Annotated in this window: 23 protein-coding genes; 10 read left to right on the top strand and 13 right to left on the bottom strand. The window is 58.5% G+C overall.

The genetic code is table 11. The annotated features are described in order from the left end of the window. Nucleotides 1-20: 20 nt before the first annotated feature. The 10 genes from BLT54_RS18800 to BLT54_RS18755 form a co-directional block, all read right to left on the bottom strand. Complete coding sequence (locus BLT54_RS18800; RefSeq protein WP_074646746.1) at nucleotides 21-821, bottom strand: SDR family NAD(P)-dependent oxidoreductase; 801 nt, start codon at nucleotides 819-821, stop codon at nucleotides 21-23. Then, nucleotides 821-1,699 (bottom strand): amidohydrolase family protein, encoded by an 879-nt coding sequence (locus BLT54_RS18795; protein WP_074646743.1) that lies wholly within the window; start codon nucleotides 1,697-1,699, stop codon nucleotides 821-823. The genes BLT54_RS18800 and BLT54_RS18795 overlap by 1 nt, the downstream gene beginning before the upstream one ends. Beyond that, nucleotides 1,686-2,261, bottom strand: coding sequence for a carboxymuconolactone decarboxylase family protein (locus BLT54_RS18790; protein ID WP_074646739.1), 576 nt, complete (start codon nucleotides 2,259-2,261; stop codon nucleotides 1,686-1,688). The genes BLT54_RS18795 and BLT54_RS18790 overlap by 14 nt, the downstream gene beginning before the upstream one ends. Then, the gene (locus tag BLT54_RS18785) at nucleotides 2,258-2,890 is read right to left on the bottom strand and encodes a glutathione S-transferase family protein (protein WP_074646734.1); all 633 of its coding nucleotides are present in this window, start codon (nucleotides 2,888-2,890) and stop codon (nucleotides 2,258-2,260) included. Before BLT54_RS18785 ends, BLT54_RS18790 begins: the two co-directional genes overlap by 4 nt. A 3-nt stretch (nucleotides 2,891-2,893) precedes the next feature. Next, nucleotides 2,894-4,201 (bottom strand): TRAP transporter large permease, encoded by a 1,308-nt coding sequence (locus BLT54_RS18780; RefSeq protein ID WP_074646733.1) that lies wholly within the window; start codon nucleotides 4,199-4,201, stop codon nucleotides 2,894-2,896. Continuing rightward, entirely contained in the window at nucleotides 4,198-4,722 is a 525-nt protein-coding gene (locus BLT54_RS18775) for a TRAP transporter small permease subunit (protein ID WP_074646731.1), read from the bottom strand. Before BLT54_RS18775 ends, BLT54_RS18780 begins: the two co-directional genes overlap by 4 nt. 115 nt (nucleotides 4,723-4,837) lie before the next feature. Then, nucleotides 4,838-5,845 carry a TRAP transporter substrate-binding protein DctP gene (gene dctP, locus BLT54_RS18770; protein WP_074646729.1) on the bottom strand — a complete coding sequence of 336 codons (1,008 nt, stop codon included), beginning with the start codon at nucleotides 5,843-5,845 and terminating at the stop codon, nucleotides 4,838-4,840. Between the two features lie 166 nt (nucleotides 5,846-6,011). Next, on the bottom strand, nucleotides 6,012-7,076 hold the full coding sequence (locus BLT54_RS18765; RefSeq protein ID WP_245708060.1) for an AbrB family transcriptional regulator: 1,065 nt from the start codon (nucleotides 7,074-7,076) through the stop codon (nucleotides 6,012-6,014). A 295-nt stretch (nucleotides 7,077-7,371) separates the two neighbouring features. Beyond that, nucleotides 7,372-8,166: an alpha/beta fold hydrolase gene (locus tag BLT54_RS18760; protein WP_074646722.1), complete on the bottom strand. Its 795-nt coding sequence runs from the start codon at nucleotides 8,164-8,166 to the stop codon at nucleotides 7,372-7,374. After that, nucleotides 8,159-9,211 carry an acyl-CoA dehydrogenase family protein gene (locus BLT54_RS18755; RefSeq protein WP_245708059.1) on the bottom strand — a complete coding sequence of 351 codons (1,053 nt, stop codon included), beginning with the start codon at nucleotides 9,209-9,211 and terminating at the stop codon, nucleotides 8,159-8,161. The genes BLT54_RS18760 and BLT54_RS18755 overlap by 8 nt, the downstream gene beginning before the upstream one ends. Here BLT54_RS18755 and BLT54_RS18750 point away from each other — a divergent pair. Genes BLT54_RS18750 through BLT54_RS18740 form a run of 3 tightly spaced genes read left to right on the top strand, consistent with a single transcriptional unit; the run spans nucleotide 9,210 to nucleotide 10,125 of the window. Continuing rightward, the gene (locus BLT54_RS18750) at nucleotides 9,210-9,479 is read left to right on the top strand and encodes a tripartite tricarboxylate transporter TctB family protein (RefSeq protein ID WP_074646720.1); all 270 of its coding nucleotides are present in this window, start codon (nucleotides 9,210-9,212) and stop codon (nucleotides 9,477-9,479) included. The genes BLT54_RS18755 and BLT54_RS18750 overlap by 2 nt on opposite strands. Before the next feature lie 10 nt (nucleotides 9,480-9,489). Beyond that, complete coding sequence (locus BLT54_RS18745) at nucleotides 9,490-9,870, top strand: hypothetical protein (protein ID WP_074646718.1); 381 nt, start codon at nucleotides 9,490-9,492, stop codon at nucleotides 9,868-9,870. 18 nt (nucleotides 9,871-9,888) lie between these two features. After that, nucleotides 9,889-10,125 (top strand): type 2 periplasmic-binding domain-containing protein, encoded by a 237-nt coding sequence (locus tag BLT54_RS18740; protein WP_143026885.1) that lies wholly within the window; start codon nucleotides 9,889-9,891, stop codon nucleotides 10,123-10,125. A 182-nt stretch (nucleotides 10,126-10,307) separates the two neighbouring features. Here the strand turns inward: BLT54_RS18740 and BLT54_RS18735 are convergent, their stop codons facing one another. Continuing rightward, nucleotides 10,308-10,883, bottom strand: coding sequence for a helix-turn-helix transcriptional regulator (locus BLT54_RS18735; RefSeq protein ID WP_083351898.1), 576 nt, complete (start codon nucleotides 10,881-10,883; stop codon nucleotides 10,308-10,310). A 325-nt stretch (nucleotides 10,884-11,208) separates the two neighbouring features. Between BLT54_RS18735 and BLT54_RS18730 the strand changes: the two genes are divergently transcribed. Next, on the top strand, nucleotides 11,209-12,795 hold the full coding sequence (locus tag BLT54_RS18730) for an alpha/beta fold hydrolase (protein WP_074646712.1): 1,587 nt from the start codon (nucleotides 11,209-11,211) through the stop codon (nucleotides 12,793-12,795). 22 nt (nucleotides 12,796-12,817) lie between these two features. Here BLT54_RS18730 and BLT54_RS18725 read toward each other — a convergent pair whose 3' ends face one another. After that, nucleotides 12,818-14,092 (bottom strand): surface lipoprotein assembly modifier, encoded by a 1,275-nt coding sequence (locus tag BLT54_RS18725; RefSeq protein ID WP_143026884.1) that lies wholly within the window; start codon nucleotides 14,090-14,092, stop codon nucleotides 12,818-12,820. A 99-nt stretch (nucleotides 14,093-14,191) separates the two neighbouring features. Further along, on the bottom strand, nucleotides 14,192-14,761 hold the full coding sequence (locus tag BLT54_RS18720) for a hypothetical protein (RefSeq protein WP_074646708.1): 570 nt from the start codon (nucleotides 14,759-14,761) through the stop codon (nucleotides 14,192-14,194). A gap of 313 nt (nucleotides 14,762-15,074) precedes the next feature. On the opposite strand from BLT54_RS18720, the gene BLT54_RS18715 reads away from it, so the two are divergent. The 6 genes from BLT54_RS18715 (at nucleotide 15,075) to BLT54_RS18690 (ending at nucleotide 22,303) form a co-directional block, all read left to right on the top strand. Continuing rightward, nucleotides 15,075-16,700 (top strand): ABC transporter ATP-binding protein, encoded by a 1,626-nt coding sequence (locus BLT54_RS18715; RefSeq protein WP_074646795.1) that lies wholly within the window; start codon nucleotides 15,075-15,077, stop codon nucleotides 16,698-16,700. Between the two features lie 231 nt (nucleotides 16,701-16,931). After that, nucleotides 16,932-17,435 carry a MarR family winged helix-turn-helix transcriptional regulator gene (locus tag BLT54_RS18710; protein ID WP_074646706.1) on the top strand — a complete coding sequence of 168 codons (504 nt, stop codon included), beginning with the start codon at nucleotides 16,932-16,934 and terminating at the stop codon, nucleotides 17,433-17,435. Then, complete coding sequence (locus BLT54_RS18705; RefSeq protein WP_074646698.1) at nucleotides 17,426-18,136, top strand: SDR family NAD(P)-dependent oxidoreductase; 711 nt, start codon at nucleotides 17,426-17,428, stop codon at nucleotides 18,134-18,136. The genes BLT54_RS18710 and BLT54_RS18705 overlap by 10 nt, the downstream gene beginning before the upstream one ends. Next, complete coding sequence (locus tag BLT54_RS18700; protein WP_074646695.1) at nucleotides 18,136-19,467, top strand: NAD(P)/FAD-dependent oxidoreductase; 1,332 nt, start codon at nucleotides 18,136-18,138, stop codon at nucleotides 19,465-19,467. Before BLT54_RS18705 ends, BLT54_RS18700 begins: the two co-directional genes overlap by 1 nt. Nucleotides 19,468-19,573: 106 nt before the next feature. After that, nucleotides 19,574-21,238, top strand: a complete 1,665-nt coding sequence (locus BLT54_RS18695) for a peptide ABC transporter substrate-binding protein (RefSeq protein ID WP_074646694.1) — start codon at nucleotides 19,574-19,576, stop codon at nucleotides 21,236-21,238. Between the two features lie 114 nt (nucleotides 21,239-21,352). Further along, nucleotides 21,353-22,303 carry an ABC transporter permease gene (locus tag BLT54_RS18690; protein ID WP_074646693.1) on the top strand — a complete coding sequence of 317 codons (951 nt, stop codon included), beginning with the start codon at nucleotides 21,353-21,355 and terminating at the stop codon, nucleotides 22,301-22,303. Nucleotides 22,304-22,314: the final 11 nt, after the last annotated feature.

Raw genomic sequence — 22,314 nt, 5'->3', positions numbered from 1 at the left:
CAGAGGATCAAGCATCCTGGTCAGTCGCAGCGCACGGACATGCCGCCATCGACGACCAATTCTGTGCCGGTGACAAAGCGCGCTTCGTCAGAGGCCAGGAACAACGCGGCGTTCGCGGTGTCGCGCCCGTCGCCCATCCAACCCATCGGGATGCGTTTGACCCGGCTGGCAAGAAGTGTGTCGACATCGCCGCCCGTACGTTGGCCAGCCAAACGGGTTTCAACCATCGGCGTGTGCAACTGGCCCGGAACCACGGTGTTCACCCGCACACCGCGCGCGGCATATTCGACCGCAACCACGCGCGAGAAATGGATGATCCCTGCCTTGGAGGCGGCATAGGCCACTTGCGGTGAACCGGTGTAGCGCATGCCTGAGGTCGATGAGGTGTTGACGATGGAACCGGCGCCCTGTTCCGCCATGATCGGCAGGACGGCGCGACAGGTCAGATAAACGCTTTTGAGGTTGAAATCCATCTGACGGTCCCAAACCTCCTCGGCAAGCTCGACAGGGCCACCTTTGGCGGAGCCGCCGACATTGTTGACGAGGATGTCAACGGTGCCAAAGCGGTCCACACAGGCGGCCACCATGGCCTCAACCGCTTTTCTGTCGGTGACATCACACAGGTAAAGTTCGACCTCGCCCCCCGCGGCTTTAACCCGCTCAAGGGTCTCGACCATCGTGTCGGATTTGAGATCAACGGCAAAGATTTTTGCGCCTTCCTCTGCAAACCGCACGCAAGTCGCACGACCGTTGCCCCAGCCCGGACCAACACATCCCGCGCCGGTGATGAGTGCGACTTTTCCGTCAAGACGACCAGCCATCAAATATTCTCCTTGAAACCGTAAAGTTGAGCAGGGTTGTCGACCATCAGCTTGTTCAACAGCGTATCGGTCGGCGCGATGTCCGCGAGCAGATCAAACAGATCACCATCATCTGGCGGATCTGCGCGAAAATTCGGGTGCGGCCAATCGGTGCCCCAAACGGTGCGGTCCGGGAACCGTTCAACGATGGTGCGCGCAAAGGGGATTGCATCCGCATAGGGCGGATCTTGGCGTGAGATGCGTTCAGAGCCGGAGACTTTCGACCAGATATGATCATGGTCCAACAGCCGCAGATAGGCTTGAAATTCCGGTTGATCGACACCTTTGGAAGCATCCACTCGCCCCATGTGATCCAAAACAACCGTCACTGGAAGGCCTGAGAGAACGGGTGCCATATCCGCGATCAGCCTGTCCTCCATATGCACCTGAAGGTGCCAGCCACGTTCGGCCAAACGCGGAGCCAGAGCGATCAATTGCGCCTCCGTTGCGCCGGGCGCAAGGTGGCTCATATAGTTGTAACGAATGCCACGAAAGCCTTGGTCATTGAGACGGTCAAGCTCCGCGTCACTCACCTCCGGCGCCGACAACGCGACGCCAAGGTAACGCCCCGGACGTTTCGCTATGGCATCGGCGACAACCCGGTTGTCAAACCCGTGGCAGCCGGACTGCACAATCACACAGCGCTCAATCCCCATCTGGTCATGCAGGCGGAACAAATCTTCGGCCACCGCCTCAGCGGGTTTGAATTTGGCCGTCGGCTCATAAGGGAATTTGTCCACCGGACCGAACACGTGACAATGCGCATCCGTGGCCCCAGAGGGCAGTTTCACCTTTGTCATCCGCGGATCTGGTTTCCAGGTCAGTTCAGGCTTTGTCATCGGGCAAGTCCCTTTCCGGCGCATCCCCCATCGGCGGGATGTCGAAAATGTTAATCGTCAAGGAAATCAAGGTGTAATAGCCAATCATCCCGACCAGATCGACCAAACGCAGATCGCCCAGAACCTCGCGGGCCTCGGCATAGAGCGCATCCCCCAAACGGCGTTCGGTATGCGCGGCAAGCGCAACCTTATAGACCATCTCCTGTTCGCGGTTCGGGAATGCCGGAGTCTGGCCCACGCGGATCGCTTCGATCACATCCGCGCCCAGCCCGGCCTTAAGCGCATGGCCTTTGTGGATTTGCCACTCGTATTCAGAGCCAAAGACCTTGCCCGTGACCATGATCGCCAATTCCGAAAGCACCGGATCAAGCGTGGTGTCATAGCGGCAATATTTGCCCAGATCCTGCGCCTTGGCGGCAAGGTCGGGACGGTGCAGCCAGACGGCCAAGGGACCGCGCACACCACCACGGGGGCCGGAGGCGATCTCATTGTGGATCTCTTGTTGCCGCGCGTTGTAGGTCGCCGGATCTGGCGCGTTGAGGCGTTGGGGAGGAAAGCTCATGCGTTCGTCCTTTCTGTCTGTGAAAATGAGGGAACGACCTGCGCAAAATGCTCAAACCATGTGACGAGGGTCGGGTGATCTTCGCGCCATGCAACCGGCGCCCGCCAATCGAGATAGCCCAAGGCACAGGCCAGGGTGATGCCGACAATATCTGCGCGGACGGCGGGGGGCTGCGCCTCGAAATCGGCAAGCGCGCGGTGAATCTTTCCCGTTTGATGGTCGAGCCACCTGGGCGAAAGGCTGTCCCGAAAACGACCCTCATAAACCATGAGCAAAGCGGCGTCCGTGATCCCGTCAGCGAGTTTGGCCCGCGTCAGCACGTGGTAGCGCGCCATCCCCTTTGCGGGGAACAAACGGTCGCGTCCCGCCAGATCGTCGAACAGATCAAGGATCACCCAACTGTCGTAAAAGACGTGATCCCCGATCAAAAGACAGGGCAGCTTGCCCAAAGGGTTCTGAAGGCGCAGGGTGTCCTGCGCGTCCAGAGTGTCGGCATGTTCGCGTGTGATGCGATCCGCAAGACCAAGTTCAATGGCCGCCATGCGCAGTTTGCGGCCAAAGGGTGAGGTTACGGAACTGCGCAAGATCACCGGAACCGCCGGGTCAAGCCATATGTTACGAATGCCCATGATCTACATCCGTGACGGCAGATAAAGCGCGATCTGCGGAAAGACGTAGAGCAGCACCAGCATGAGAAAACCCGTCAACACAAAGGGGATCAAGCCTTTGAACACATCTTCGAGTTTCACACGTCCCCCAGACGCCGCCTGCACAACGAAACAGTTGATGCCCACCGGGGGTGTCACCGCCCCGATTTCCACCAGCAACACCACAAAGACACCGAACCAGATCGGATCAAATCCAAGATCCATCATCACCGGATGGGTGATCGGAAGCGTGATTGCCAAAAGCGCGGGCGCATCCATCATCATGCCAAGCGAAAGATAGATCACAGCGACGAGAACGACGATCATCCAAACCGGCGCATCCATCCCGGTGAGAAAATCCCCGACAACATTCGCAAGACCTGACAGCGCCAGAAATTTTGAAAACAGCAGCGCCGAAATCAAAATGCCAAAGATCATCGCGGTGGTGCGCACAGTCTCCAAAAGCGTCTCATTCATCTGGATTGCTTTGAAGGATCGATGCCGGACCAGCGCCAGAAAAAGCGTGAGCGTCGCACCAACACCCCCGGCTTCGGTCGGGGTAAAGACACCTTTGTAGAGCCCCGCGACAATGGCAACGATCACCAGGACGAGCGGCCCCGCAAGGCGCAACGCCACGATCTTTTCGCGCAGGGTATATGTCGTCGTGTCCGTCGGTGCGAGGTCCGGGCGGCGTGCGACCGTGATCCAGATCGCCACACACAGCATCGCGGCAAAGACGATGCCGGGAATGAAACCCGCAATCAACAGCGCACCGATGGAGCTATCGGTCAAAATCCCATAGACCACCACAAGCGCGGAAGGTGGGATCATCACCGCAAGTGTTCCGGCAATGGCAATCGAGGCCGAGGCGAGGCTTTTGTCATAGCCGCGATCAAGCATCTCAGGCAGGGCCAGTTTGGTGAACACGGTGGCCGTGCCAACAGACGACCCGGAAGCCGCACCAAACGCCGCAGCGCCCATGGTGGTTGAGATCGCCAGACCGCCCTTCATCCCGCCAAGCCATTTGGTGGTGGCCTCAAAAAGATCTTCACCCAGACCCGCACGCATGGCGAAAAATCCCATGAGCAGGAACAGCGGAATAACGGAAAAATGAAAAGAATGCGTGGTCTCGAAGAACACATTCGACATCAAAGAGGTCGCAGCCGTAGGACCAACAAGCGCGAGAAGACCAATGCCCCCCACGAGGCCAAGAACCACCATGACGTTGATGCCCATAAGAATCCCGCCAAAAAGGCAGGCCGTGCCAATAAGGCCAATGACAACGTTGCTCATTCGAGAATCCCCTCTTCGAGTTCGTCAAGGTCATGACCGAGCGCAAAGGAAAGCGCGTCGAGCAAGAACTGGATGGTCAAAAGGACCATGCCCGCCACAACGGCGAATTTGATCGGATAGATCGGGTAGCGGATCGAACCACGCTCCACCTCGCCAATGGCAAGGGATTTCAGCGCGCCATGCCACCCGGCCCAGGCCGCCCAGGCAAAAAGCCCCGCACCCACCAACATGGCGATCACACGAAACACGCGGCGCAGGCCCGCTGGCATGTGCTGGGTCAAGATCACGACTTTGATATGGCCCTGGTGAAATTGAGTCAGCGCCAAAGACAAAAAGATGATGAGCGGAAGCGCACCTTCGGTGAGTTCCAATGTGCCGGGGATCGGGATGTTGAACCCGTAGCGCAGCACGACATTGGTCACGACCAACAGCATCACTGCAAAGGTGAGCCACCCCGAGATCAAGCCACATAAGGTCAGAATCCCGCCATAGGCCTGACGGACCCGCAACAGATTTTGCACGGCATTTCTCCTTTGAGATGAGTGCAGCGGGGTGCCTGTCATATGCATGCACGCGCTCCCCGCTCTCAATGTGCTTCGAACGTGACTGTGTTCAGAGATCTGTTCACAACTGTGCTCAGAACTTGAGTTTTGCCACGATGTCGGTCGGATTGACGCCGGCAGCCTTGGCTTTTTCGATCCATTCTGCGCGGATCGCCTGAACCTTTGGGTCTTCAACCAACGCGATCAACTCTTCGTCAGGAAAGGCGATGGTTTCAACACCCAACTCCCCGCGCCAAAGCTCTGTCACGCGTGCAATGTCTGCGTCCAAAAGGCGGGTGTATTCGACCAGATAATCCTCACCGAGTTGATCGACGATGGTTCTGGTCGCATCATCAAGCGCATTGTAGCTGTCAAGGTTCATCGCCAAAAGGTGGCCAAAGGTGGCCCCAATCGGCATGTCGATGTAGTATTTCGCCACCTCATCGTATTTCCAACCCCGTGCCAGCGCCGGACCGATCGGTGTACAATCCACGATCGCGCGCTCAAGCGCCTCATAAGTGTCGGCGGTTGTGATGGAGACAGGCGTCGCGCCCATGGCTTCGATCAATGCGGGAAAGGCAAACCCGTAAGAGCGGATGCGCTTGCCTTTGAGATCCTTCAGCGAGCGGACAGGGTCAACACACAAAAGGCCGTAGCTTTCCAGCGGGCGAAAACCGAAAGCATGCAAGTTGGACCGTTCGAGTTCTTCGGCAAACTGCGGATACTCCGCGTGCCATTGCCCCATCGCGCCACCAACCTCTTGGGTCGACATCGGTTGCGGGATAAAGAAACCGACCGCATTGTTCAGCGGCATCAGGTCCGGGAAATACGGCGTGACGATATCACCAAAATTGCCCACGCCCGCGCCAAGCGCATCCGGGATCTCGCCAGTGCTGGCCACGGAACCGCCCCAAAAAACTTTGATCTCGTGCTTGCCATCGGTGCGCTTTGCGAATTCATCCACGAGCCACTGCGTCGAGATGGCCTGTGCATCGGCGGCACCTTGCGGTTTAAAGGTCAACCATGTGAACGTGTCCGCCTGAGCGGCCGTTGCACAGATTGCAAGAGCACTTGCCGCTGCAAGCGCAGAGAAATTTTTCATGGAGATGTCCTCCCAAGACTTTGTGTTACACCCGACTCCCTTCGGGTCCGGGGACTTTCCTTCGCGCCGCGCCATAACACAAATACAATATACGCATCATATCCATGCCTAAAAAGCATACCAAACTTATAAGACTGTTCGATCAGGGCCGAGGCCAAGCGCCGCTTTAGCTCAAATACCGGTTTTCCAACCGATTTATCAGTCGGATGATCCAAGGGATATTGGGCATCAAGATAAAGATGCGCGTGAGTTGAAATGCCGTAACCAGTGCCAGATCAATCCCAAGATATTTGGCCGTCAGGGCCATTTCCGTCACGCCGCCCGGCGCGGCCCCCAAGACAAGGACTTCCCAATCCTGCCCGGTCAGCGAGGACACGCCAACCGCAATCGCCGAGACCACAGCAAGCAAAAGCAGGGCGCTCGACAGGCAGGTGATCACCAATCGTCCGCCATCGAGAAAGAGTTCACGCCGAAACGTGCTGCCGAGCCAGGTTCCAAGCACGATCTGTGCAATCGAGAGAATCAAACCAGGAAACGCCATAAGCTCGAACCCGCTCGCCGTAACCGCCGCCGAAAACGCAAGCGGGCCAAGGAAAAACGGATTGGCAAGCCGCAGTTTTCGAAACACAAAGGCCCCCGCGATGGCCGTCAGTGCCAAAATCCCGTTGCCAACGGGGTCAAACACCCCCCCGCGCATGACCTCGCTCCGGTCGGGAAACCCGTCGACGATAAAGAGCGAGATCGGGATCAAAACCACCACCGCCGCAATGCGCATGGTTTGCGACAAGATGATCGGCGCCGGGTCGCAATCGAATTTCTCGGCCATGACAGCCGCCTCAACGGGGCTTGTGGGAAAGCTCGACAAGAACGCCTGTGTCAGGCGAATCCGCCCGACACGCGCCATCAAAATGGCCACAACACTGGCACAGACCGCCGTCACAAGCGCCATTCCAACAAGCAATGGCGCGAGCGTCAGCAAAGCCCCGAATGCCGCGGGCGTAAAGGCCAGTCCGACCTGCACCGCGACGGTCATCTGACCAAAGGGCCGTGTCTCTACCGGCACGCGTGTCTTCATGATCCCGGTGACATAGCAAAGCGCCGACAGGATCAGCGGGCCGATCATCCACGGCAGCGGAAGCCCGATCCGGCTAAACGCCCATCCCGCCCCTGTGGTGCAAACGTAAAGGAGCGTGATGGAAACGATCGGTTTGAGACGCTCAATCGAGATCATGTTGGGTCCTTCCGTTGCGCATGCGCTCAGTTTGTAGTGACAAGGTTGCGGTTGGCCTCATCTGCCAAACGGACATCGTGCCCATGTGCGAAGAGTCATAGAGGTTGCAATCTCTCCGCCGCACCGTGTTGGCGCACTGTTTGTGTTTGCGTAATATGTGTTGGCGCACTGTATACAACAGAATACTAAACCGAGATCGCCAGCAAGGGAAAGCGTCGCCGCCATGGCGTGCCCCTCTGTCCAACCTGACAAGAGATCAGACCTCCCTGAGTATTCCTTTGAGTATTCCTTTGCCTCACGCCCCCGAAATTGGCGACAAAAACCCGGCAACCGCCGCATTGAACGCCGCCGGACAGTCAACATTGATCGAATGTCCGCCCGCCAGATCAACGATGCGCATGTCCGGGCATGCTTGGGCAAGCCAATCTCGTGTGGGCTGAAACCGCCGCTCGCGCAGCCCGTTCACAAGCATGGTCGGAACCGTCAACCTGTCGAGTTCAGAGCGCACAGACATCCGTGGCGTCGCCTCCTGCAACAGCAACGCCAGTCCCGCCGGATCAATCGCATCCGCCGCCGCCGCAAGGGCATCGCGCACCTCGGGGTCGAACCGGCGCGCCAGACGCGGGTGATAGGGCATTCGGGCAATGGCATCGTGACCGCGCGCTTTCACATCGGCCACCAAAGCCTCATGCGACCGCCGATATGCATCACTCCATGGTTCACGCCATGCTCCATTGGCATTGGTGAAGACATGGCAGAGGCATCTGTCAGGAAAATCAATTGCATAACGCAGGGTCATCGCCGCGCCAAAGCTCTGGCCACACAGGTGCCACCGGTCGATCCCAAGCTCTGCGCGCACCGCCTCCAACCCCGCCGCAATGGACTTTGGACGGGCCTGGTGCGGCGTAACAGGCGCTGGGCTTGCCCCATGCGCCGGAAGGTCAACACGGATCACACGAAACCGCTCAGACAGCGCGGCATTGCCCTCCCAAACCCGCCGATCCACCAACAAACCATGCACCAACAAAAGCGGCGGCAGGTCGCGGTGTGGCGGATCGGCGTCATAGGCAAATTTTGGCAGCTCAGACACTGGGGCACCTCTCGGATTGGTTTGGCCTTACATTGGCACTGACACTGGCACTGGCACTGGCACTGGCATCGCCGGATCGTGCTGGCTTCGCCAAACGGCATGGATGCGGGCCAGACAAAACATGCCGCACCGCCTCGTTGGCCGCGAAATACCCCGCCTCGTTGCAGGCCAGTTTCGCCATCGCCGTATCATGGGCATTCGGCAAACCGTCGCCCGCATTGACCGCAGCCCGCATCAACAGCAGTTGCGCGGATTCAAGTTTGAGCGACATCTCGGCCATTTTCCACTGCAAGCCCTGAAACTCACACAACGCACGTCCGAACTGTTTGCGCTCCAACGCATGTGCGCGCGCAAGGTTGAACGCGTGACGCCCCACGGCGACCGCGCGCGCGGCATTGCCCAAACGCTCGACATTGAACCCCGAAATCTGTTTGCGAAACCCGCCTTCCCCCAAAACGACATTCTCTTTGGGGATGCGCATAGTGTCAAAATAGAGCTGCGACCAATCCTCGCCGTTCATAAAGGCGGAAGGTTTGCCGATGGTGAAGCCAGGCGTGCCTTTTTCGATCAACACCGAGCCAATGCCATTGAGCCCTGGCCCAAACCGGACATAGACCAAAAACACGTCGGCCTCTGAACTGTGGGTGCCAAAAATCTTGGTGCCGTTGATCAAAAACCCGTCCCCGTCCGGCGGCGCGGAGGTCGAAAGTTCGGTCACGGCAGACCCTGCCTGCGGCTCTGTCATCCCAAGGGAAATGACGGCATGACCCGCCAGGATCGGACCAAGAAAGCGCTCTTTTTGCTGCGGCGTGCCATATTCTGCAAAGGTGCGCACCGGGCCGAAATTGCCCGCCTGGATCACATCGCCACTGCGCGGACAGACTTCCGCAACGGCTTGGATGGCGAGGATCGAGTCGACGAGTGTGCCACCACTGCCGCCGTCTTCTTCGGCAAGCGCGATCCCCATGAGGCCAAGTTCGGCCATCCGGCGCGCGACGTCCCAAGGGTAGCCCTCAGCGCGGGCGCGCTCGGCGGTCGCGATCATGGCGGTCGTGCGCCTGCTCGACAAGCTGCCGCCAAGCGCTGTCTCCATCCGCCGTCCGCCGTCGGTTTTGATTGCAGCGATCATTTTGGGCGTTGAAGGCCTCTACTTTGAACAGCTCGGCACCCTGATCAGCGTGATCGGATTCGCCTTTGCCCTCATGTTGGCCTGTGGCGAAAGACGCCCGTTACACCTGATCGCCGTGCCCATCGTTTTGGCCGGGTTCATCTACGGCATCTTCGTCATCGCCCTTTCCGTAAACTTGCCCTGAGGACATCACCATGTTTGAGAATCTCGCACTGGGGTTTGCCGCGTTCGGCGATCCAATGGTCTGGGCCGCGCTCGTGTTTGAGGCCTTCGTTGGATATATCATCGGTGCCATTCCCGGTCTCGGGCCGAGCTTCGGCGTGGCCCTGCTCATTCCCTTCTGTTTCGTCGGAGCCTATGCCTCTGAGACCACGATGTTTCCGGCCCTTGTGATGGCGTTGGGGGAAATGATGGAACCCAATTTCCGTCATGCGCTGATCTCGGCCAAAGGCGATTGGGCGATCTTTTACACCTCGCCGCTGACGGTTCTGTTGCTTTCCATCGCGGTTTTGGCCTTTGTGTTGCCGGGTCTTTCCGCTGTGATCGCCCGCCGTCGCAGGGCCCGAGCGCTTTGACCAAACGTAGGGTTGCGCTTGACTAAGGAACGGTCAGTTCACTTCACCGCGATGCTCACCAAGCTGCGCGGCACTTTTGCGCCGGACGAATTCGAATGGATCGCGCTGCCCCAAGAAGACCCGATCATGTTCTTTGCCGCCAAGGACTCCGAGATCAACGACATGCGTGATCTTGTGGCTTTGGCCAAAGAAAACGGCGGCGTGGCCAATATCGACGGGTTTGGCCCGGTGGGTTCGATGCAAAATATGGCATGACCATGCCCAAAGAAGCCGCCGGTGTGACATTCGCCCGCCGTTACAGGCGCCCGCGTTACAGGCACCGACCAAGCGCTCTCAATACTCGACACGCCCGCACGATCATTCCGCCGCTTGCGATCACCTGAAGCGATGCGGCCAAACGGGTCGCGCCGCTTTGGTCCAAAACGGTCCCCGCCCCGTCACATGTCGAGCAAATTCATCTTTGCGGCAATTGCCACCGCTTCTGATGTGGTCAAAGCCGACAGTTTTTGCCGCAGGTTGCGACAATGCATATCAACGGTCGGCAAAGAAATATTCAGCTCGTAAGCAATCCGATCCCGCCGCTGACCAGAGGCGGCCAGTCGCAACACCGATGTTTCCCGCGATGTGAGCTTTGGCAAGGCCACAGGCGTGGCATCGACCATCAGCCGAGGCAAAAACAAAACGATGCGGATGAGCTCGGGTTGGAACGGCAGAATGTTGATTTGCAACGGCGCCGCGTTCTTTTGTCCCTCTACCCGCAAAATCGACGCCCTCGGCGGCCTCTCTTTACAGGCCGCTTTCAAGGCGTTTGAAAATCGTTTGGCGGGTTGGGCGGTAAAATAGTGCTGGCTCTGCCCCCTCACAAATCGCGGATTTGCCTTGAGGAACCACGCAGCGGCTTGATCACGGGTCACGATCCGCGCGCAGGGAGTGACATCCAGACAGGCAAGCGCCGTTGCCTGCGTGGTGGGGGCCATCCCTGTGAGGTAAGAGCTGTGCCTGTCTTGTGACATCTGCGCCGCCGGTCCCTGAGAGTGCGTTTTGCCTGACGGGTTTGTCAGACCATTGTGCCGAGACTACGCAACAGGGATTGGCGCAATCGCCCCCCTTTGGGGGGGCCTGATCAAAAAAGACGCGCCATGTGCAAAATGTGCAAAATGTGCAAAAAAATCGATTTTTACCTGTACTTAGGCGCGGTGCGTTTGAAATTTGGGGTCAGAAATGCTACGCAACCTCATAGGGTTGGCTGATTTAGGGGCTGTGCATGTGCACAACACCCCGTTTTTGAGGACCGCAGGACGGCACCAACACCTGAACCTTGGAGAAATATAAGAGCCGATGAGCCACGTGTCGCAATTCATTGAAACCTTGGAGGCGGCGCTGCACACAGAGCGCAAGGTGGCTTTGCCCTCTGAGGATGCGATCTTGCTTCAGACACAGGACAAGCCCGGCAGCGAACGGTTCTTTTTCCGCAATTTTGCCCGGTGCAGCTTTCCGGCCAATCTCTACGACCAACAAGGGATGTGCCAAATCGACACATTTGGCACCGATCCCAAAGACGCCTTTCCGCCGCAGATGCGGATGCCACAAGAGGCAACAACGGGATGCGCGTTCGTGGTGGCCGATGATCATCTCTATTTCCTCTATGATCGCGTGGATCGGTGGAGCGACGCCCCGGATCATCTGGCCTTTGTCGCCGTGCGCATTGATGCGGATCGGATTGCGGCTCTAGCGGATCACGCATCCGATCTACGGCTGACCAAATCCGAATATCTATTGCTGGCGCATTTGATGACCGGGCTGGATTTGAAAAACGCGGCAACGCTTTTGGGCGCCTCCTATGACACAAAACGCAAACAGGTGCAGGTCATACAGGACAAACTCGGGGTCAAAACTCAAACCGCCCTGCTCCGCGCCCTGTCGGTCGATATCACCGCACGTATTTTGGACGAGGTTCTCCCCACCCAGCAGCGCAATTTTGAGACCGCTTTGGTCAAACGTCAGTTTGGCAAAGACGTGATCGTCAACATGGTCACAATTGGCGAAGGGCTTGAGGTGCCCGTGTGGGAGTTTGGCGCGCGCCGGGGCCGTCCGGTGTTGTATTTTCACTCGATGTTGGCCCCTCTTGTCTTTCATGATGACATGAGCGCCATCCTGCGTAATCTTGGTTTGCGCCTGATGATTGTGCCACGGCATTTCATGGGCTTTGACGGCCTGTTGGATGCCGAAACCCGCCTCAGAAAACTGACCCGAGCGCTGGCGGACACGATGGACTATCTGACCGATGAGCCGCTGATCTGTCTCGGCGAAAGCGCCGGGGTGCCGTGGCTGGCGCATTTTGCCCGGCACAATCCCGATCTGGTGTCGCATGTCATTTTGGCCGCCACGCCGCAACTGGCCGCCGCCCATCCAATGCCTGAACCAGACCACGCGCCCACGCTTTTCGTCGAAATCTCAAACCGTCTGCGCCGCGATGCGCGGGTGATTGCGGGGCTGACGCGGGTCTATAACGCGATCAGCCGTGTGCCGATGTTTGCGCAAAAGGCGCTGGCGCATATGTACCGCAAATCTCCCGCCGATCTGGCCTGTCTTGAGGATCTGTTTCGCCACCCGCATCTGTGCGAATGGCTGCGTCTGATTGCCAATCACGCGACCTTGGCCTCTGTCGATGAATTGACCAATCTGCAACGCAATTGGCCAAAGGATTTGCGCGCGCTGCAATGTGGCGTGACATTTGTACATGGCATTGAGGACCCGATCAGCCCGATCGAGGATATCCGTTCTGTGGCAAAAGCGCTACCAGACGCCGCATTTCATGCGGTTGAGAATGCGGGGCATCTCATTTTCACTCAGCATTTTAAGGACTTTGTGGACCATATTGCCACACTGGCGCGCCCTGCCCCGTCCTCGCCGGGCCGCGCCTGAGCGCCGCGCGGCCACAGCTGGGTTAAAACCGATAGGACCATCCAAGGCGGCAATCCGTCGTGGAGCTGGTGTAAAGCGCAATATTTGAGGACTGGACCTTATAGCCGCAGGACAGTTTTGGCGTGCTGCCCAGAAGTTTGATCCGACTGTCAGACAGCGAAACACCAAAGCGGTAAATCTCATCGCGGCGGGCGTAATCCACCGCCGCGAAATCGGCATCATAGAGTTTCAGCGTGGCACTCATCGACACCCCACCGCGCAGCGTGTCGGTAAGGTTTTGCGCATAGCCGACGCGCGCCGTCGCCCCCCAATAGCGGTGATAATCGAGGCTGGGTTTTGAACGCTCCACCGATCCGCCCCAGGACAGGGTCGCCCCCCGAGGCGCACCGGCCCCATCGGCCCCAAGCGCTTTCGACCATCCCGCCCCAAGCGACGCATAGGGGCCGGACAGGCTGTCCTTATCCAGATATTTCCGATATTCCGCCAAAGCCGACAGGGTGAGACGCGTGGTCTCATTCACAGTTTGCGACCAGTTTCCATGCGCGCCCAAAGCGATCCGATCCGCGCTTTGTCCGTTGACCGCGTCATAATAGATCCGATCCGCATGACTCCCGGCGCGCCACTGCGCCGCCACACCAACCCCAACGACATCCGCCGTCACCCGCCCGCGCCAATAGCGCAGCTCTGGGGCATCATACCAAATCCGGTTCAGCGCCGCCGTGATCTCAAATGACAAACCCTCCCCCAAGGGTTTGCGATAGGTGCCCCGCGCACCAAGTTCGACCCCCACGCCAGAGGTTTCCTCGCCGCCACCGTCGATCTCAAACCGCCCCAACACCGTATCAAACACCGTCTCCGAAGAGGCATTTGCGATGTTGGTGCTGGGCAAGAGTGCAATACTGGCCGAGGCAACGACAGGGTAGCGGTGTTGCAGCTTGGACAAGGCTTTGAGATAGGCGTCAACATGGTCGCCTTGCGCCGGGTCTCGCAGCAAATGCTTGAGAAACGCCTCGGATCTGGCCACTTGCCCTTGCCGAGCATAGGCTTCGGCGAGCGACAACTGCGCGCGCAGGTCCGTGGGGGCAAATATGCGCGCACGGGCAAACGCGCGCGCGGCTTTTTGCGGCGCATCCTTGGCCAAAGCCACCTGCCCCAGATGCATGAGCTGACGATAGGCCTCGGCCGCGTCAGGCCCCGTGCGCCCTCCATCCGCCTGTGCAAATGCGCCCGATCCCATCAAGATCAAACCCAAAACCCACAGCCGGATCAGCCGCGAAAAGGAAAAAGACCGCCCCATGCTCACACCGATGTCATTGAAATTCAGGACTTGGACATTCAGGACGTGCTGCGAGGTGCCCCGCAGCACGTTTCAAACAGTCACGCGTTACGGACGAACTCAGTCCGCAATCGCGGCATAGCCACCTTCTGCATATTCGTCGTCAATCGTGCCTTCGATGTCGCCATAGACCGCAAGCTCGCCCTCATATTCGTAGAACGTGCCTGCCATGGTGAGATCAACCATGTGATCCTCGCCATCATTCAACGTCCCGGCTGCATCGGCGGTCATGCCGGTGCCGGAAATCGTGCCATCAACCGACAGCGATCCGGTCATCTCTACCTCCACATCCTGCGTGTGGACGTCATAAATGGCAAAATTGTCAGCCGTCCCGGTGACCGTCCCGCCGGTGAAATTGGCGGTCAAGGACAAATCGCCAATGGCCTCCAATTCGCCGCTATCGCCAAGATCGGTCACAGCCAATGCCCCCGACAGTGTCGCCGTTCCCGCCATCATGGCCTCGGACGCCGGATCGAGATTGCCCGCTTCTGCACCGGCCACAAGGCCTTCGAGGTTGTCATATTTTGTCGGCAAGTCGGTGTCCGACATATCGCCATCGACAGCGGAGCCGCCACATGCGGCCAAGGAAAGAGAGGCCGCCGAAAGGGCCGCCAGTGTGAAGAGTTTCATGTGATATGTCCTGTCTGTGTCTATGTTCTAAAGACGATCCCGCAAGATCTTGGACAAAGATTCCACCGATGCAAAATCCAAACAACCTATAGGAAGTCATAGGTTTACAGCCCTGTGCCCCGACCTCCTCCACTTGAATGGATCAAAAACAGCACCGATTATGTGGCAAATCGCTCAACTGCCGCTCAAAGGGGCGGCGTTTATCCGCTTTTTTCCGTCAAGATCACCATCAAGATCACCGTGGCCCTTGCGCAGAGGCTGCCATCTGGTGCGAAGTGGAAGGGTATAAAAATAACAAACAATGAGAAACCTGATGACCCATATAAGCTCTGGCCCTGCGCCAGTGCTGTCGGTGCGCGATCTCTCGATTGCGCTGCCCGGCAGCCACGACCGCCCCTTTGCGGTGCAAAATATCACCTTCGACCTGAGGCCCGGCGAAATCCTGTGCATCATTGGCGAATCCGGCTCCGGTAAATCCGTGACCGCCAGCGCCGTGATGGGGCTTTTGCCCGCCGCGATGAAGATCGCGCGCGGCTCTATCTTGTTTCAGGACCGCGACATCACCACGCTCAGTGAACCCGAGATGCGCAAACTGCGCGGGCGGGCGGTGTCGATCATCTTCCAGGACCCGCTCTCGGCGCTTAACCCGTTGATGACCATCGGGGATCAGATCCGCGAGGTTTTGGACACGCATTCGGTCGGCGAACCGGCCTTGCGCGCGGCGCGCGTGGTCGAAATGTTGACCGAGGTCGGCCTGCCCGACCCGCTGTTGATCCAATATCAATATCCGTTCCGCCTTTCTGGCGGCCAACGCCAGCGGGTGATGATCGCCATGGCTCTGGCCCTTGATCCCGACATTTTGATCGCCGACGAACCCACCACCGCGCTCGACGTAACGACACAGGCACAAATCCTTGATTTGATAAGAAAAGTCCAAGAACGCAAAGGCATGAGCGTGATGTTCATCACCCATGATTTCGGCGTTGTTGCCGAAATTGCGGATCGGGTGATCGTGATGGAACAGGGCCATGTGGTCGAACAAGGTGACGCCAAACAGGTCCTGCGCGCACCCGCACACCCCTACACCCAAAAGCTGATCGCCGCCGTGCCGAAAATGCGCCAAAAGGACCGCGTGCGTGACACCGAAAAGCCGGTGGTGATGCAGGTGCGTGGGTTGCAAAAAACCTACCGCACCCGCAGTGGCTTTCTGGGACGGATGCGCGAGGTCAAAGCGGTGAACAACATCAGCTTTACCCTGCGCCGCGGAGAAACCCTTGGAATTGTGGGTGAATCTGGCTCTGGAAAATCCTCCATGGGCAAGGTTTTGATGAAATTGACCGAGGCCGACGGCGGCGAAATTCATTTTCAGGGCGAAGACACGCTGAAACTGAACGAGGAAAATTTTCGCCCGCTGCGCCCGCGCATTCAGATGATTTTCCAAGACCCCTATGCCTCGCTCAACCCGCGTTTCACCATCGGGCAGGCCCTGACCGTTGGCCCGATTGCCCATCGTTTGATGACCCATCGCGACGCTCGCACCCGTGCCGAAGACATCCTGCGCATGGTCGGCCTCGACGCCTCAGCCTATGATCGCTACCCGCATGAATTCTCCGGCGGCCAACGGCAACGCGTCGGCATTGCGCGCGCTTTGATGTTTGATCCCGAGGTGATTGTGGCCGACGAAGCCGTCTCCGCCCTCGACGTCTCGATCCAGGCGCAGGTGCTTGAACTGCTCGACAGCATCCGCAAAGAGCGCAAACTGGCCATGGTGTTCATCACCCATGATCTACGGGTCGCCAGCCAGATTTGCGATGAAATTCTGGTGATGCACCGGGGGGACATGGTGGAATTTGGCCCACCGTCACAGATTTTCCAAAACCCGCAACATGCCTACACGCGGGCGCTGGTGGAGGCGATCCCCGGCAGAAACGCCGCCTGACGGTCACATTAAATCACCACAGGTCAACACAGGTTAACACGGGGCGGCGCAGGTCGCCCCTTTTTATGGTGCGCCATCTGACGCCATTCACCGCACATCTGCCGCGAAAATTGGTCAGAAATTGGGCATTAATTGTGTTTCACAATTATTTGGTTGTTTTTCACAACTTTATTCTTGCCCGAAGCCCAATCTGGCAAAAAGCTAACCCATACCCATAGAAAAGCGCCTTATATGACTGACACACCGCCCCTCTCAAACGACCAGGACCCGCCGATCATGATCGGAGGTCTTCAGATTGACGTGCTCGAAGGGGCGTTCAGTTGGTACATTCGAACGCTTGACTCCTTCGTGTCGCGTGACCTCGACAGACGGATGAAAAATCTCGAAATCGCCCGCGGCAAAGGCAAAATCACCGCGCTGTTTTTGATCGACGACTATCCCGGCATCCGCCCCTCGCAAATTTCCGAAGTCCTGATGCGCGATCGCCCGGCCACCGGGCGGATCATCGACACTTTGGTCAACGCAGGCTTGGTGCAACGCGACATCGACCCCGACGATCAACGCGCCCAAGCGCTCTCGATCACCGAAAAAGGCCATGACGTGTCGCAACAGGTGCGCGAGATCATCCGCGCCCAAGAGACTGAATTTTTTGACTTTATCGCGCCAGAAGACCGTGCAGATTTCATGCGGATGCTCAAACGCGCCTATCTGAACATGAGGAAAAAATGGGACTGACATCGACGAAAGTTGCGCTGATTTCCGGCGCCAGTCGCGGCATCGGGGCGGCCGTGGCCAAGCGGCTGTTTGACGCCGGTTGGACCGTCTCCTTGGGGATGCGCCGCCCAGATTTGCCCGATTGGGCCGCCTCAAACCCAGAACGCGTGCATCTCTTTGCCTATGAGGCCGCCTCCCCCGACAGCGGCACCGATTGGTCCAGTGCGGTGATGGCGCAGTTTGGCCGGATCGACGCGGTGGTGGCCAATGCGGGCATTTCCATCCCCAAAAGCGCGGTCGAGATCACGGACGCGGAGATGGCCGAAATGTTGGAGATCAACGTGCAAGCGCCGCGCCGTCTTGTCGCCGGATGTTGGGACGCCCTGGCCCAGTCCGGTCGTGGACGCGTGATCCTTTTGGCCTCGCTGTCGGGTCAGCGGGTCAAATCGGCACGCTCCGGTGCCTATTCCGTCTCGAAATTCGCGGTGGTCGGACTGGCCCATGCCCTTCGCCACGCGGGCTTTGATCAGGGCATCCGCGCCACCGCGATCTGTCCCGGATTTGTCGCCACCGACATGGCCATAAGCCTCACGGAGCGCGCCCCCGACACGATGACCCAACCCGAAGATTTGGCGCGGGTGATCGACATGCTGATCGACCTGCCCAATGAGGCCAGCGTCGCGGAATTTTGTGTGAATTGCCAACTGGAGGAGTCATTTTAATGCCCGGTCCCTATGTCGTGCCCGTTTTTGGCGATGCCGAGTTGCCCAAAAAAGTCGATGTCGTCGTCATCGGCGGTGGGATCATTGGCTGTTCCACAGCCCTTGAATTGGTCGAGCGCGGCCTTTCGGTGGCGCTGTGTGAAAAGGGCGGGATTGGCCATGAACAATCCAGCCGCAATTGGGGCTGGGTGCGCATCACCCGGCGCGATCCACGCGAAGTGCCGTTGATGGCGGAGGCGTTGCGGATTTGGTCGGGCTTGGGCGAACGGACGGGCCGTGATCTGGGCTATACCCAATCGGGCATCGCTTTCGCCTGTGCCACGGACAAGGAATATGACGACCACGAGCGCTGGCTTGATGCGCTCAAGGATTACCAAATCGACAGCCGGATGCTGTCAGCCGCGGAATTTGCCCAGATGACGCCGGGCGGGCGGATGGACGTCAAAGGCGCGCTTTACACCTCTGTTGATGGTCGGGCCGAGCCGCAAAAAGCCGCCCCTGCCATTGCCGAGGCGGCGCGGGACCGGGGCGCGCATATCCTGACCGAATGCGCGGTGCGCGGGATTGAAACCTCCGCCGGGGCCGTGTCCGGCGTGGTGACGGAACGCGGCGAGATTGCGTGTGAACAGGTGGTTTTGGCGGGCGGCGCATGGTCGAGCCTGTTTGCCCGCAACACCGGGCTGCGCCTGCCTCAGCTCAAGGTGAAAAACTCGGTGATCCGCACCAAACCCCTTGAGGGCGGACCGGACTGTGCGATTTGGTCGGAGCATTTTTCCATCCGCAAACGCCAGGATGGCGGCTACACCATCGCTGACGGGTTCCGCAATATCGTCGATATCGTGCCCGACAGTTTCCGCTATATGCGCGACTTCCTGCCCGCACTTGGAGCAGAATGGAAATCCTTGATGCTACGCTTTGGTGGCCGGTTTTACGACGAGGCCCGCATCCCCAACCGTTGGCGGATGGATGAGGCCAGCCCGTTTGAATATTGCCGCGTTCTGGACCCAAAACCGGCATTCTCCCTGCAAGACAAGGCGTTGGACAATCTGCGCCGGGCGTTTCCGGTGTTTGAAAAGGCCGAAATCGCGCAACGCTGGGCGGGCGCGATTGATGTGACCCCCGATGCAATCCCGGTGATCTCTGGCGTCGATACCATCGCGGGGTTTTACCTCGCCACCGGGTTTTCGGGCCATGGCTTTGGCATTGGACCTGCGGCGGGCAAACTGGCCGCCGATCTGGTCACGGGCCGCCCCCCTGTGGTCGATCCGACCCCCTACCGTTTCAACCGTTTCACCGATGGCACCAAAATCGAGATCATCAGCGGTTTCTGATCTGTCCTGGCCTCTTCTGCCGGGGCCTGGGCCAAATGGGCGATGTGACAGACGCAAGGGCGCGTCGCCTTTATCAAACCTTGCGACACACACAGGGAAATTCACCATGACAGACACAGAGAAGACCACGTCTCATCTCACGCGCCGCCAAGCGCTCATGTTGATGGGAGCTGCCGGAGCAACAGGCCTGATGGGACCGATGGCGATTGGCCGCGACCGCGCCTTTGCCGCCAATGCCGATCCAAGCGGCCAACTGGTCCTGGCTTTTTCGCAAGAACCCACTGTTTTCAACCCGTTGATGCCGCATATTGAGGTGGACGAAGGCGTCTATTACGCCGTCTATGACCCGCTGTTCGATTTCGACCCAAGCGGTGAATTCTTTGCCATTCTGGCCGCCGACGTGCCCACCGTGGCCAATGGTGGCATCTCCGCCGATGGTCTGAACTGGGCTCTGACGCTCAAAGAGGGCGTGACATGGCATGACGGCACGCCGTTCACCGCCGAGGATGTGAAATTCTCACTCGAACTGACCATGGACCCGGAATTCCGTTCTTTCCGCTCCACCGGCTATAAGTTGATGAAAAACATCACCGTGGTGTCCGACACCGAGTTGACATGGGAGATGGCCGAGCCCTTCGCGCCGATGGCCGCAATCCTGGCCTCGACCTATATCATCCCAAAACATGTGTTTGATGGCGTTGCCGACAAAAACGACAGCCCGCTCAACACCGCGCCCATCGGCACCGGCCCGTTCAAGTTCAAAAACCGCATGGCGGGCGATCACATCGAGCTTGAGGCCAATGCCGATTACCACATGGATGGTCCCTATCTCAAAACGCTGATCATCAAATATGTGCCAGATCTCAATGTGATGTATACACAGTTCAAATCCGGCGACATCGACGTGATCGGCCTGCAATACATCACCCCGGACCATCTGGCTGAGGCGGAAACGCTGGAGGGCAAAGTCGTCAAAATCTCGGGTCAGGCGACATTTGAATCCATCGGCCTGAACACGACCCGACCGCAGTTTCAGGAACTGGCGGTGCGTCAGGCGCTTTACGCCGCGATTGACAAAACTTCGATCATCGACGCGCTGTACTACGGCGTGCCAACCCCGACCGAAACCTACATGCCGCAGCAGTCCTATTATTATAACCCGGACCTGCCCAAGCATGAGTTCAACATCGACAAAGCCAACGCTTTGCTGGACGAGGCCGGTTGGGTGCGCGGGGCCGATGGCATCCGCGAAAAAGACGGCGTGAAACTGGCCTTTTCCAACTCGACCACAGCGGGCAACCACCTGCGCGAACAGGCGCAGCAGTTCATCCAACAGACCTTCCTTGAAATCGGTGTGGCGATGGAGATCAAAAACCTGCCCCCCGCGGTCATGTGGGGCGATTACTGGATGAATTCCGAATTCGATTCCGTGGTTGTGGGTCTCAATACGCTCGCAGGGGCCGACCCGGACACCTCAGATTACTTCATGTCCACCGCCTCTCCGGTGCTTGGTGGTGCGGGCCAAAACACCTTTGCCTATAACAGTGCCAAAGTGGATGAGCTGCTCACCAAGGGCGCTTTGAGCTTTGTCCCCGAAGACCGCAAAGCCATCTACCAGGAGATGCAGGCCGTGATCCGCGATGATCTGCCCTTCCTGCCTATGTTCCAATATTCGGTGATCAAAGGTTGGAAAGACGATGTGACCGGCCCGGCGCCGAACGTGAACAACCGCATCGACAGTTGGAACGTGCGCGACTGGAAACGCAGCTAAGCGCGCGTTCCCTTGGGCGCGGCGGTCCTCCCCCCGCCGCGCCCTCATCGGAGCCGGTCCCACGCGAAAGAGGCCGGATCTCAATCCAAACCTCGCACAAAGAGGGCGCCCGCCATGCTGCGCTACATCTTATCCCGGCTCGGCCAGAGCCTTATTTTGTTGCTGATCGTGTCTTTCATTGGCTTTGCCGTTCTGACCCTGGCCCCCGGTGGGCCGCTGTCGCAATTCGCGCTCAGTCCCGGCATGACCCAAGAACAGATCGACAAGATCACCGAACAAATGGGCCTCAACCGCCCGCTTTGGGTGCAGTATATCGACTGGTTCACCCATATGATCACCGGCGATTGGGGCACCTCCTATCGCGATGGCCAACCCGTTTTGCATGTGATCGGCAGTCACCTTTTTGCCACGCTGTTGTTGATGGGCACCGCCACAACGCTTTCGGTCAGCATCGGCAGCTCCATCGGCATCCTCAGCGCGATCCGGCGCGGGTCCCTCTTTGACACCACAATGACCGTTGCCGCGATGATCGCCCTCTCAATCCCGACCTTTTGGTTTGGCCTGATCGCCATCTATATTTTCTCGCTCAACCTCGGTTGGTTGCCGGCGGGGAATATGTACAACATCGGCGATCAATCGGTGCTCGATTACCTGCGCCACCTGATCCTGCCTGCCAGTGTTCTGGCCCTGGTCGATGTGGCGATCTGGAGCCGCTATATGCGCACCTCCACCCTCAATGTGATCCATCAGGATTTCGTCCGCACCGCCCGCGCCAAAGGCCTGAGCTCGCGCCGGGTTTTGCTCAAACACATCGTTGGCAACTCCTTGGTGCCAATGATCACCTTGGCCGGGCTTCAGGTGCCGATGGTCTTGGGCGGCGCTTTGGTGACGGAAACCGTGTTCACATGGCCCGGCATGGGGCGGCTGTTCCTCGATAGCCTGGGCTATTCCGATTACCCGGTGGTGATGGGGCTGTTGATGGCCTCCGCCTTGCTCGTTCTCATCGGCAATCTCGCCGCCGACCTCCTGATCGCCCAGATCGACCCGCGTGTCCGGCTGGACTAAGAAAGGCCACT

Source organism: Celeribacter baekdonensis (assembly GCF_900102315.1).
GTDB lineage: Bacteria > Pseudomonadota > Alphaproteobacteria > Rhodobacterales > Rhodobacteraceae > Celeribacter > Celeribacter baekdonensis.
This window is presented reverse-complemented; position numbering and strand designations above follow the sequence as displayed.